General features: G+C 42.2%; 13 protein-coding genes. All 13 read right to left on the reverse strand.

Annotated elements, in window-relative coordinates; genetic code table 11:
- Window positions 1–42: 42 nt before the first annotated feature.
- The 13 genes from BQ2633_RS01155 to fabD all read right to left on the reverse strand — a co-directional run bounded on the left by BQ2633_RS01155 (window position 43) and on the right by fabD (window position 11773).
- Entirely contained in the window at window positions 43–849 is an 807-nt protein-coding gene (locus BQ2633_RS01155; protein ID WP_075564638.1) for a glycosyltransferase family 2 protein, read from the reverse strand.
- Window positions 846–1982, reverse strand: coding sequence for a DegT/DnrJ/EryC1/StrS family aminotransferase (locus BQ2633_RS01160; RefSeq protein WP_075564639.1), 1137 nt, complete (start codon window positions 1980–1982; stop codon window positions 846–848). The genes BQ2633_RS01155 and BQ2633_RS01160 overlap by 4 nt, the downstream gene beginning before the upstream one ends.
- Entirely contained in the window at window positions 1979–2950 is a 972-nt protein-coding gene (locus BQ2633_RS01165; protein ID WP_075564640.1) for a GNAT family N-acetyltransferase, read from the reverse strand. Before BQ2633_RS01165 ends, BQ2633_RS01160 begins: the two co-directional genes overlap by 4 nt.
- Before the next feature lie 115 nt (window positions 2951–3065).
- Window positions 3066–3512 carry a sugar 3,4-ketoisomerase gene (locus tag BQ2633_RS11650; RefSeq protein WP_075564641.1) on the reverse strand — a complete coding sequence of 149 codons (447 nt, stop codon included), beginning with the start codon at window positions 3510–3512 and terminating at the stop codon, window positions 3066–3068.
- 283 nt (window positions 3513–3795) lie between these two features.
- Window positions 3796–4296, reverse strand: a complete 501-nt coding sequence (locus BQ2633_RS01175) for a hypothetical protein (RefSeq protein WP_075564642.1) — start codon at window positions 4294–4296, stop codon at window positions 3796–3798.
- Between the two features lie 43 nt (window positions 4297–4339).
- Window positions 4340–4921, reverse strand: coding sequence for a Maf family nucleotide pyrophosphatase (locus BQ2633_RS01180; RefSeq protein WP_075564643.1), 582 nt, complete (start codon window positions 4919–4921; stop codon window positions 4340–4342).
- Window positions 4922–4958: 37 nt separating this feature from the next.
- Window positions 4959–5474, reverse strand: coding sequence for a KdsC family phosphatase (locus BQ2633_RS01185; RefSeq protein ID WP_075564644.1), 516 nt, complete (start codon window positions 5472–5474; stop codon window positions 4959–4961).
- Window positions 5467–6246 (reverse strand): DUF2520 domain-containing protein, encoded by a 780-nt coding sequence (locus BQ2633_RS01190; RefSeq protein WP_075564645.1) that lies wholly within the window; start codon window positions 6244–6246, stop codon window positions 5467–5469. The genes BQ2633_RS01185 and BQ2633_RS01190 overlap by 8 nt, the downstream gene beginning before the upstream one ends.
- A gap of 120 nt (window positions 6247–6366) precedes the next feature.
- A complete protein-coding gene (locus BQ2633_RS01195; protein ID WP_075564646.1) occupies window positions 6367–7224 on the reverse strand; it encodes an enoyl-ACP reductase FabI in 858 nt (285 codons plus the stop codon).
- Window positions 7225–7476: 252 nt separating this feature from the next.
- Window positions 7477–8115 carry a hypothetical protein gene (locus tag BQ2633_RS01200; RefSeq protein ID WP_075567120.1) on the reverse strand — a complete coding sequence of 213 codons (639 nt, stop codon included), beginning with the start codon at window positions 8113–8115 and terminating at the stop codon, window positions 7477–7479.
- Between the two features lie 14 nt (window positions 8116–8129).
- Window positions 8130–8966, reverse strand: a complete 837-nt coding sequence (ispE, locus tag BQ2633_RS01205; protein ID WP_075564647.1) for a 4-(cytidine 5'-diphospho)-2-C-methyl-D-erythritol kinase — start codon at window positions 8964–8966, stop codon at window positions 8130–8132.
- A 31-nt stretch (window positions 8967–8997) separates the two neighbouring features.
- Window positions 8998–10698: an alpha-amylase family glycosyl hydrolase gene (locus BQ2633_RS01210; protein ID WP_075564648.1), complete on the reverse strand. Its 1701-nt coding sequence runs from the start codon at window positions 10696–10698 to the stop codon at window positions 8998–9000.
- Window positions 10699–10870: 172 nt separating this feature from the next.
- Window positions 10871–11773 (reverse strand): ACP S-malonyltransferase, encoded by a 903-nt coding sequence (gene fabD / locus BQ2633_RS01215; protein ID WP_075564649.1) that lies wholly within the window; start codon window positions 11771–11773, stop codon window positions 10871–10873.
- Between the last annotated feature and the right edge of the window lie 84 nt (window positions 11774–11857).

Genomic DNA, 11857 nt, shown 5'->3' on the forward strand with positions numbered 1-11857 from the left:
ATTTCCCTGTTTCTTTAAATGGGTAAATCATAGAGAAGGCATTTAGCCATTGTGACGAAGATAAAGTATCCCTTGATAGAGATGGCGTAGCATGGGGATGAAATGGCAAAGGCCTTTGCGTGTGCAGTCAACCGCAAACCAGAAACAGCGTATCCAAGCAGAAGATCCATATTTATAATAGGTTAAAGCTCCCTTAGAACGTTGTACACCAGCGTCTACATAAATCATTGAACGTTTTAGCATTGTACTTGTTTCCACTACTTTATAAGGGTAGTAACGAATTGATAAACCTGCGCGTAGTGCGTCTATAAGCCATACTTCTTCTTCGCCACAAGTCAGAAATCGCGTGCCTAGTCCGAATCTTTCGTCAAACCGTACTTTCCCTTGCACACACTTACGACGGCACACCATTTCAATAGTAGAAATGGTGTAGTCTTTGGGAAGGTAGGTGATGTCCCGTTCTGCTTCTGGATATTTTTTTAGTAATTTCCCCGTGTAAGTGCTGGCGCGAAACAAAGCAACTTCAACGTTGGGATGTTGGTTAAAGGTACTGAATATAGTATCTACAGCATCGTTGGTTAGACGAGCATCGTCATCGGCAAACATAACTAGGTCTGCCTTGGCCAACTCAAGTGCGTGATTTCGATTAGAGGATAGGCCTTGCCCTTTGTGGGTACTAACAACCACGTCAATACGCGATGCAAGAGAAGAGGGAATAAGTTCCAAATAGCGCTCGTCTGTGTATTGATAAGAAACTATGTAGCGCACATCCTTGCGCTGGGGAAGAAGCAAATCGTCAATGCGAACAATTCCTTTATTCAAGGAGCAAATCAGAATGTCTAAAGTCATAGTTCAAAAGTATTTAGTGCTCGAATTACGCGTGTTACGTGTTCGTCTGATAATACCGGACTGATGGGCAGACTCAGTTCTTCGTTAGCAAGCTGTTCTGCAGTAAGAAAATCATTTTCATCTCTCCAGAAATGACGAATACACTGTTGTTTATGTATTGGAATAGGGTAGTGGATAAGTGTCTCTATATAGCCCTCTTGTAAATGCTCTTGGAGCCTTGTGCGATGTTGGGAGAATATAGGGAAGATATGAAAGACACTCTCCAGTTTTTGAGACAAGTCTAGTGTAGGGTAGGGAAGTGAAATGAGTGGATTCTTAATTTCTGTAAGATATCGTCGAGCGATTTTTCGACGCTTTTTGTTGTCTTCTTGCAAGCTTCGGAGTTTATGCCGAAGAAATGCGGCTTGTAGTTCGTCTAAACGGCTATTGGTGCCCATATATTCATGGTGATATTTCGTGGAGGAGCCATAATTAGCTAATTGACGTACGCAATTTGCAAGAGATTCGTCATTCGTTACCATCGCACCTCCATCGCCAAGAGCACCTAGATTTTTTCCTGGGTAAAAACTATAGGCTGCAGCACCTTGCCAAAATCGATCTCCTGCAGGATGTCCTGCGTATTGAGCCCCATGTGCTTGAGCCGCATCTTCAAGAATAAACAAATTGTGTTGAGCCGCAAAGGTTGCAATGGAGTTCATGTCTGCCATTTTACCATAAAGGTGAACCGGGAGTATTGCTCTCGTTTTAGAAGATAATATAGGTGTTAATTGGCTGACATCAAGCAGATAATCGTCATTTGATACAGGGGCTAGTATGGGTTTCAATCCAGCTCTGACAACCGCTTGTACAGTGGCGATAAAAGTATGCTCAGGTACTATAACCTCGTCGTTCTCAGTCCATCCTTCTAATATTTTCTTTGCCATAAGTGTCAGCCAAAGAGCGTCTAAACCGTTGGCAACTCCTACGCAGTGAGTTGTGTGGCAGTATTCTGCAAACTCCTCTTCGAATTTCTGGGTCTGTAGTCCAAGTAAAGCTCGGCCACTTTGAACTACTTCCGTAATATCATTGTGGAATGCCTCTAAAAAACGCTCGTTTATAGCTGCTACATCTAAGAATTTAACCCAGTCCTTCATGACAGTTGAACTATATATTTATCGTAACAGATGGTATGACCTCCAAAACTTTCTTTCTGAGCCACAAGTCCTTCGTTGATCACTGTACCTTCGCCCTCCATTGATGTTCCAAAATCAAAGAATCGTGGTCGTACGGAAGATGGAATGCCTTGTAGTTCCTCAAATAAAGTAGAAAACAACAAGTCGAGTGCTCCATATTTACGTCCAATCGGTGATGCAGCTATATATTGTGCGTGAACTACTCGAGGGGTATGAAAGAGTAGGGTACCACCAACTAAATTACCTTGAGAGTCTTCAACAGTGTGCAAACTTATATTTCTAGGAAATCTCGTTGTCAATAGTTCAAGCTCTTGATAAGTGTGTACTGGTCGTGCATCATGGCGCTCTAATAATGTATCTGCAAGGAGATTCCAGAAGAGAATGAGATTGTCCGAGTTCTGTTTGACAGAGAAACCATGTTGTAAAGCCTTCTTTATTTGTCGTTTCCGGTTTGTTGATAGTTCTGTTTGGCGGTCCAGAGCTACGCTAGTCGAAATGTAACGTCTAAACAACTGTGCTTCTATATAGTGAAGGGCGAAAAGCTGGTCTTCTGCTGCCGTTTCATGGTAGATACTTGGGACAGGGTTTACGAGCATACGCTGTGCTTGGAAATTATCACGATAGAATTTTACAATCTCCAAGAGTATGTCACAAGATTCTAGGACTCCCACACTTTTATTAAGCAAAAGACCACCGTAGGTTAGTCCACCGTGGCTACGAATCTCCATTTCTTCCTGATGCCAAGTAGCAGGGAATAAGGCACATAAATGTTGCTTCTCATCGTAAACCAACAAAGATACATCACAGAATCTATCAGCGTGATAATCCATATACGCTCTTTCAAAGAGAAATGTAGCATTTCTAGAAGAACGCACAAAGGCATCCCAAATCTGTGAGTCAGAGAGTCTATAGAGATGAATATAATACATGAGTAATCAATAGCTACAAATCAGCTTATTAGATGGAATCCTTGGATTGTATCTGTTTAAACTCTAATACAACAACTTAATAGCAGTGTCCACAGAGTAGAGCTAAAAATAGGGCTCAAATAGAGTTATGTTTAATAACCCTGTAGGCTTTAAGGTATTCGTCAAAAGTGTGAAGGTAGCCATCTGCCTTATACGATTCAGAGGTGAAGCACAGACCTACAAATTCAGGAGAGAAATCATAAAGACGCGCCCAGACCATTGCAGGAATGTGAATGAATTGCGAACAGGAGTCCAAGGTTACTACAATCTTTTGTGAGGGACTTTGCAGTTCTAACTTGCAGCTTCCATGTAATGCTCCAAGTAATTCGTGGGTTGTACGATGAGCATGTCCTCCTCGTTGTGCCTCTGGAGGAACACTGGTAATCCAAAAGGTACGCTGTGGGACGAATGGCAATTTATTATGTTCTGCAACATTTAAAACTCCGCGTTCGTCTCGAAACTGAGGGCAAGTTATCCATTGAACTCCAAGAGGGGCTGCATCAGGTATGAGGGGGGCGTCCATTACATCAAAATGTGTTTATTAAACATAATGACCATTCAATTTTGGTTGTCGATTTTTTGAAGGTTTGTCGAAGTTGTCAAGTTTCTTTTTGGAAAGAAAGAACAAATCTCACGTATTCTCAATATGAAATGACTCTCAATTGTTCTTTTTCTACCTAACAATAATAGATGAAGACTTAAGCTCTAGAATTCGCGTACAGAATTAGCCAAGAATCAATGATAAACATAATATGTTCCTCTGCAGTTATCTCTCAAACAATAGGAGAAATTATGTCTACCTGGAGTTAGTCTTGAACCTGAAAAACCTTGGACAATGTAACTACGTATTTTAGTGTAGATGCTTTGTAGGAAATGTCTCCTCCATTATTGGGAAGACGTTGGGAAGATGGTATTTGTGCCTTACCTATTCCTGCGACATCGTAACTGGCCACTAAGGTGACTCTGTAGCTACCTCCATTTTGAACAGTTATTGTGTCGTTTACTTGCATAGCTTTAGCGTCATAGACTTGCGAACTGGTGTATCGCTGAGTATAGTTGTCTGCTGGATAAATTGTCCAATAGTAATGAGCCTGGTAAAGATGCTTTCCTTGTTTTGATTCAATAGCCGAAATCACGAAGGGTTCTCCTGCTTTAAGAACAGCACCACTACTAGTATCTAAGTTTTTAGCCTGTAGACCTACAAATTCAGGAAACGTTGCGGTATACTCTTCCTTGTCCTCGGAGCAAGAAAGCGTGGTTGCTAGCAGCGAAGCAGAAAGAAAAGCTAAGTACTTTTGATTAAACATAAAGTTCTTGTTTGTTTTGAGGATGATATTTGAGGTAAAAGATTCAGAAAGAACAAAGAGTCTCGTACAAACTTTGTACAGGCAACCCCATCACATTGACATAAGCCCCGTGTATACCAATAATTCCAACGGAGCCAATCCATTCTTGAATACCATAACTACCAGCTTTATCATAGGGCTTATATGTATCTACGTAAAACTCTATCATTTCACGGGTGAGCTTTGCAAATTCTACTTGAGTATGAACAGATTTGACAACAGATTTTTCTGTAGTGAAAACTCCGAATGCAGTGGTAACGATATGTTCTTTCCCACTAAGCAATTCCAGCATTTCGACTGCTTCTACCCTACTCTTGGGCTTTCCTAGTATTTGGCCATTAATTCTTACTACGGTATCTGCAACTATAAGCATTTGATTTGCAGTAAGATTAGACAAATAGGCTTGCGCTTTTTTTCGTGTAATAAAAGCTGCAACTTTATCATCGGCTAAATCCTCCGGAAAACTCTCATCAATGCCTGGAATAACAGAAACCTTGAACGAAATCCCCAGTTGACTTAAGAGCTGTTGGCGACGTGGTGAATTGCTCGCCAGGAGTATTTGATATTTTTTGAGGTGTTCTAGCATGAATGTTCAATTATTACAGAAAAAGCATAACAGTTGATTACCAGCCAAAAGCTTCGACGTTGTGCATCCATAGGTTTTGAGCGCGTAACACTTGTTCTACTACGTCACGCACGCATCCGTTGCCTCCGGAGTATTCTGATATATAGGTCGAAATTGCCTTAATCTCTGGAGCAGCATCCTGAGGGCAGCAGGGGCAACCACAACGCTGCATCACTTCGTAATCTGGGATGTCATCTCCCATATAAAGTACTTCTTCAGGTTTTAATTCATTAGCTAGAAGATAGTCATCGAATACGTTGATTTTTATAGACACTCCCATGAATATATCTGTGATACCCAAACCCATGTAGCGTTCTTTAATTGTCTCGTTCTTACCACCCGTAATAATTGCTAGGTGAAGCCCCATCTTCACTGCGTGTTGGAGGACGTATCCATCTTTTGTATTGGCAGTGCGTACTGGTTGCCCTCCAAGAAGCAATACATTACTTTCGCTGAGAACTCCATCGACATCGAATATCAATGCACGGATTTTTGATAAGTCGTAGTTAATCATTGTTGAAAGTCTGATAAATGCTCTTGCTCAAGAGATTATAGAGCTGTAAGTGTAGGGGATGCTCTGCCAAGAGTTCACATTGCGTATTCAAAACGCGTTCGTCACCTCTAATTGCAGGGCCTGTTTGTGCGTCTCTTGCTGGAAGCGTCTTGATTTTCTCTGCAGTTTCTTCAATCAGAGGTTGGAGCCATTCAGCAGGAAGTCCTTGTTGTTCTAGTTGTTGTCCCGCAATATCATAAAGGTGATTGACAAAATTGCAGGCAAATACCGCTGATAGGTGAAGCTTCTTACGCTGTTCTGACGATAATGTGTGGACATTGTGAGATATGCTTTTTGCAAATGTGGTCAGTCTTGCTGTTACCTCTGCATTTTCTCCTTCCACAAAACAGGGGACTTTTCTGAAATCTAGAGCACGATCTTTTGAAAATGTTTGTAAGGGATACAACACGCCATGAGGCATTTGAGCAGAAGACAGAACGTCCATGTCTACACTTCCTGAAGTATGGACTATAATCCCCTCACGATGATGAGAAGGCCATTTCTCAATGATTTGGGCAATGGCATCGTCTTTAGTCGCTAAAATGTAGATTTCAGCCTTTGGCAAATCTGATACTTGTGTAGTTGCTTGGCTCCCCTGCCCTAGTTTCTCCACCAAATTTTGAGCTGTTGACCCCGACTTACTACAGATACCTACTATTTGATGGCCAGCTTTAGTTAGTGCCATAGCTAGATGTGTAGCAAGATTTCCTGCTCCTATGAGGGATATCTTCATTGAACTCGTGGGAAAGTTAGTCATATACGGCAAAATTACGCAATTATCAGCATAAAACAAAGAAGTGCAGCACAAAAGTACCGCACTTCTTATCGGATATTGTGAGAGAGGGACTTCTAATTATCCGTAGATAATGTTACCATTCTCATCTTCAAAGGCTGTTGTGTCCTTGGAGTATTGGTTCATAGCTCGCATACTCATACCCATGCTAGAGAAACCTCCATCATGATAAAGGTTTTGCATCGTTACTTTGCGAGTAAGATCAGAGAACATCACGATAGTATAATCAGCGCATTCCTCTGCAGTAGCATTGCCCAATGGAGACATTTTGTCAGCAAAGTCCATCAAATCGCTCATACCCTTTACACCGCTACCTGCAGTAGTGGGAGTAGGGCTTTGAGAAATGGTATTTACGCGTACATGTTTCTCACGGCCATAGATATAACCAAAGGAGCGTGCAATGCTTTCGAGCAAGCTCTTAGCATCAGCCATATCATTATAACCAAAGAAAGTGCGTTGAGCTGCTACATATGACAAAGCTACTACTGATGCGTATTCATTGAGCGCGTCTTGCTTCTTTGCTACTTGCAGCATTTTGTGGAAAGAGAGCGCCGAAATGTCAAGCGTTTTATTGAGATAGTTATAGTCCAAGTCGTCGTAAGTGCGTTGCTTGCGGACATTAAGGCTCATTCCGATAGAATGGAGCACGAAATCAATCTTACCTCCGAGCAAACGTTGGCTTTCAGAGAAGACTTTTTCCAAGTCTTCGACACTTGTGGCATCAGCAGGGATGATAGGAGCATTGAGTTGCTCTGAAAGTCCGTTTAGTTCGCCCATGCGCAAGGCTACAGGTGTGTTGGTAAGGGTGATGCTTGCACCTTCTTCTACTGCTTTTACAGCAACTTTCCAAGCTATGGAGTGTTCATTGAGTGCGCCGAAGATAATACCGCGCTTTCCTTTGAGGAGATTATGACTCATGTTCTATTTGTAAATAATGAACTCCCTATTATGGGAGTCAAAGTTATAATTTATACTGCGCAAAAATAGTACTTTTGTGCAAAATGACCAACTCATAGCAGTATGTTTTGGTTGATAGTGAAGCTTCTAGTGCTTATTTTGCTATACTAGAGTTTACAAAATAGAACGTCTTAAGTCGTGTTTTCTCGTAACAATCTCGCGTCCTATACTATTTGAGTGCGTTTCAATAGAGAGATTTATGTCTATATTTGACTAATAATAGTCTTTGGGGTCGATACAAAGGGTAGCAAGCATATCAGCACTTTGCAACAATGGTACAAGTGCATGTTGGCGACAGGCCTCATAATAAGCTTTTCGCATTTGAGAACCAGCTTCTCCTGCTTCAAAAGCACCGCGATGCCAACGAATTGCTAATTGTTCATCGCGCTGTAATTTGAGATAATGTGAAACTATTAGATTTGACTTCTCACCATGTCCGTATGGGAAATCATCTTCTTCGTCATATCCAGGATACGTTTCCCAGTGTCCATAAGCATTTCTCCTTCTCTTTTCGCATGGTTTATACCGATTGCACTTCCAAATGTCATGAAATAGCGCAACTATGGCCAAACTCTCTTCTGATATTGGGGCGTAGCAGGCGTCATCATCATGAAAAACGTGCGGCTGTAGCGTTGATTTGTAGATGCGTAACAGCGTTTCAAACACATTTAGCGAATGCAGACACAGGCCCCCAGGCTCATCTAGGTGATGAGCTGCGGAGGCTGGTGCAGAAAAAAAGTCGGTTTTACAATTTAAATACTCGAGAAGTCCGAGTAGTCCTTCACGCTTGATGTAGTTTCTACTAACATCAAGAAAAATCTTGCGGTTTTGCAGTATTTCATCTTCGGTCATAGCAAGGATATTTATCAAGAAAATGCACGTAATCGCATTTCAGAGACAAAGCAATCTCGAAAGATTTCTTCAGCTTCTGGCTGACGATTGCGGAATAATCCAAAGACACTTGAACCACTTCCTGACATGGATGCATAAACAGCTCCCATGTCATAGAGAGTTTGTTTTATTGCTGCAATCTCTGGATATCTTTGGAAAACACTTACTTCGAAGTCGTTATTTATCGTTTCTTTCCAGGTTTCAACCGGACGTGCTAAGGAGAGTAATAAGTTCTCACTAGAAGCTCGAGGAGTTACCAAAGCGTATGCCTCGCGTGTGGATACATGGATACGAGGTTTCACCAGTACAAGATTCAATCCTGCGAGATCGAAGTCTATTTGGGTGAGCTCGTCGCCAATTCCAGTGGCATAAGCTGGACGTGCGTGGTAGAAGAAAGGACAATCTGCTCCAATTCTACTGAGGCGGTACTCTACATCTTCATCGTCCATGCCTAGTTCATACTGTTCATTGAGTAAGCGCATCATAAACGCTGCGTCACTGCTACCTCCTCCTAAGCCAGCCCCTGAAGGTATTCGCTTATGAAGCCACACTTCTATAGGGGGGATTTGCGGATAGTCTTCGCGGAGCTGATGGTAAACTTTGACTACAAGGTTGTTCTCAGGCGTGCCATCTAATTGAAGCCCCGTCTCATGCAATAAACATGGCTGAGTGGCGTTGGGAGCAGACACCACCTCTAAGTTATCATGTAATGGAATTGGATAGAAAACGGTCTCTATATCGTGGTAACCATCTGTACGGCGTGCCACAATGTTTAGACCGAGATTTATTTTGGCGCAAGGAAATACGACCATAGTCCAATCTTATTTTAGAAGTTTCACGGAATTAGAATTTTACAGACAAGAGAATCGCATTGTTTGCTCTAACTTTTATCTGTGTGCATGCGTCTGGAGCAAGAGATATATTGGACTCCTCCCCAGAGATTAAGTCAACAGCAGAGTATTCTCCACTTGGTATTGACAAGAAATCAAAAGCATGAGCAGGAATGCGAATACCGCATTCTATGTATGTATCGGAGAAGTTGGCAACGCAAAAGAGAAGTTCGCCTTCTGTTTTGCGCAAGAACGCATATTGTCTATGACAATCAAAACCTTCGGCTCCATCGTAATTGACATACATCAAGTCGTAGAATAGCCCCTCACTCAAGGATTTGTTCTCATTTCTTAAGCGAAGAATACGTTGGTAGTCTTGATATAATGCTAATTCCTCGCCCGTGAGCACTTGGTTTGGGGACTTTGTGCTCTTGAGGCTAGGAGATATAGAAGACAATTTATGGAGACTTGGTACACTCCAATAGTCAAAAATAGTCGTGCGTCCGTCTTTTCCTGAAAAACCTTCAGCGTCCATACCCTTTTCTCCTATTTCTTGTCCTGCATAAATCATGAGCGGATTGTTACCCATACATGCTGCAACGACTAAACCAGGAATGGCTTTTTGCGCATCTCCGCAGAAGAAGTCAGAAGCTATGCGTTGTTCGTCATGATTCTCTAAGAAATAGAGCATGTGCTTCTTTATATCATCAGTATTTTGCCAAGCATTCGTGATAGCTGCAGCGCTAGTTTGTTGACAAATCACAGCACGTAGGGTGTCATAAAGTCCCACTTTGTCATAGAGATAGTCGAAACCGCCATGATGAATATAATTACGATACTCATTGGGATTGTAGACTTCTGCAATGAATTGGACGTCATATTTTGCCTTAACCTGAGCAATGGCATAATGCCAAAACGCAACTGGCACCATTTCTGCCATATCGCAGCGGAAAGCATCAACACCTTTACTTGCCCAAAACAGCAAAATATCAGTCATCTTCTGCCAAGTAGAAGGAATGGGGGCAAAGTGTTGTGCACCACCTCCATTATAATCTACTCCGTAATTTAGTTTTACTGTTTCGTACCAATCATTACGATTGGGCCAAGCGTGAAAAACATCGTTACCAGTTGCTTTGGCAGGATGTTCAAGATAAGGAATACCACCCTTCTCTGCTTCAACAAAGTTTTCCGTATGTAGTGGTTCACCCCAGCAATAATAGAAGTTGTTTCGTGGAGTAAAAGCTAGTTCTTCGTCATCTCCAACTCCCAAATCTTCAAACCCTTTGGGGGCTACATCAGAATGATAGGAACGCGCTACATGATTGGGCACGAAGTCAATTACAAACTTCAAGCCTGTTTTATGGGTTCGTTCTAGTAATGCTTCAAACTCTGCCATACGATTAGGCACATCTTCTGCAAGATCCGGATCAACGTCAAAGTAGTCTTTAATAGCATAAGGAGAACCTGCTCTACCTTTGACAATCCATGGGTGGTCTAGGTGAATGCCATAACGCGTATAGTCGGTTTTTGTAGCATGTTCCAAGACTCCCGTGAACCACACGTGAGTAAATCCATAATCCTTGATGCGTTGCAATGTATCTGCCGTGAATTCATTAAACTTCGCTACACCGTTATCTGCAATAGTTCCGTTGGGTAGATTCTTTGCTGGTTTGCAAGCACCATATAGTCGCGTAAATACCTGATATATATTCATGGAGATCTAAAGAGTTTGCAGCGTTTGCTTTCATAGGTTCTTTGCTTATGAAAGACGCATTACAATGTCCACTCCGATGTTTATAGCACACATCGGAAACTTATCAAAAAACAAAAAGCAGAGGCTACAATCTTTTTGCGCGACTGCAGCTTCTGCTTTTATATCCTAGGAATTAGAGGCTAGCACCTTGCACCAATACGTCTGCATTTCCTTTGCAGATTTTAGAAATCATGCCTTGTAAAGCCTTACCTGGTCCACATTCAGTGAAAACTGTTGCACCTGCAGCTACCATATTGTTTACTTCCTTTGTCCAAAGCACAGAGGAGGTAAGCTGAGCGATAAGGTTGGTCTTGATTTCTTCAGGTGAAGTGTGAGCCGCTCCATCCACATTTTGATAAACAGGACACTTGGGCTCTGCAAAAGAAGTAGCTGCAATAGCTTGTTCCAGTTCGTCTTTTGCCGCTTGCATGATGGGAGAGTGGAATGCACCACCAACAGGCAATACAAGAGCACGCTTTGCACCAGCTTCTTTTAGCTTAGTGCAAGCCAATTCAATGGCTTCTCGTTCCCCAGAAATTACCAATTGTCCAGGGCAGTTATAGTTTGCAGGAACAACGACTTGTCCACTTTCTTGGCTAACTGCTGCGCAGATTTCTTCGATAGTATGATCTTCCAAACCGATAACTGCAGCCATTGTGCCAGGGCGTGCTTCACAAGCTGCTTGCATTGCCAAGGCGCGTTTAGAAACAAGGCGGAGACCATCTTCAAAAGACAATGCACCAGCGGCGGTAAGAGCCGATAGTTCACCCAAAGAGTGGCCTGCAACCATATCGGGACGGAATTCGTCACCCAAGCAAAGAGCTGAAATCACGCTATGCAAGAAGACTGCAGGTTGTGTCACTTTGGTTTGTTTGAGCTCTTCGTCTGTACCAGCAAACATGATGTCTGTGATCTTAAAGCCCAAAATCTCATTCGCTTTATCAAAGTATTCCTTAGCTACAGGATGGTTCTCGTAGAGATCCTTACCCATACCTACAAATTGTGCACCCTGTCCGGGGAAAACGTATGCTTTCATTTTATTGCTATTTGAATCTATAAAGAGTTTGTTTACAATATCTAGCACGAAAGTCTCTTGTTATGCGAGAAAAATCGCGCTTAC

This window comes from Ihuprevotella massiliensis (assembly GCA_900095835.1).
Classification (GTDB): Bacteria; Bacteroidota; Bacteroidia; order Bacteroidales; family Bacteroidaceae; genus Alloprevotella; species Alloprevotella massiliensis.

Coding starts and splice junctions, on each gene's coding strand:
- BQ2633_RS01155 (WP_075564638.1), bottom strand. CDS start 849: ATGACTTTAGACATTCTGATTTGCTCCTTGAATAAAGGAATTGTTCGC.
- BQ2633_RS01160 (WP_075564639.1), bottom strand. CDS start 1,982: ATGAAGGACTGGGTTAAATTCTTAGATGTAGCAGCTATAAACGAGCGT.
- BQ2633_RS01165 (WP_075564640.1), bottom strand. CDS start 2,950: ATGTATTATATTCATCTCTATAGACTCTCTGACTCACAGATTTGGGAT.
- BQ2633_RS11650 (WP_075564641.1), bottom strand. CDS start 3,512: ATGGACGCCCCCCTCATACCTGATGCAGCCCCTCTTGGAGTTCAATGG.
- BQ2633_RS01175 (WP_075564642.1), bottom strand. CDS start 4,296: ATGTTTAATCAAAAGTACTTAGCTTTTCTTTCTGCTTCGCTGCTAGCA.
- BQ2633_RS01180 (WP_075564643.1), bottom strand. CDS start 4,921: ATGCTAGAACACCTCAAAAAATATCAAATACTCCTGGCGAGCAATTCA.
- BQ2633_RS01185 (WP_075564644.1), bottom strand. CDS start 5,474: ATGATTAACTACGACTTATCAAAAATCCGTGCATTGATATTCGATGTC.
- BQ2633_RS01190 (WP_075564645.1), bottom strand. CDS start 6,246: ATGAAGATATCCCTCATAGGAGCAGGAAATCTTGCTACACATCTAGCT.
- BQ2633_RS01195 (WP_075564646.1), bottom strand. CDS start 7,224: ATGAGTCATAATCTCCTCAAAGGAAAGCGCGGTATTATCTTCGGCGCA.
- BQ2633_RS01200 (WP_075567120.1), bottom strand. CDS start 8,115: ATGACCGAAGATGAAATACTGCAAAACCGCAAGATTTTTCTTGATGTT.
- ispE (WP_075564647.1), bottom strand. CDS start 8,966: ATGGTCGTATTTCCTTGCGCCAAAATAAATCTCGGTCTAAACATTGTG.
- BQ2633_RS01210 (WP_075564648.1), bottom strand. CDS start 10,698: ATGAATATATATCAGGTATTTACGCGACTATATGGTGCTTGCAAACCA.
- fabD (WP_075564649.1), bottom strand. CDS start 11,773: ATGAAAGCATACGTTTTCCCCGGACAGGGTGCACAATTTGTAGGTATG.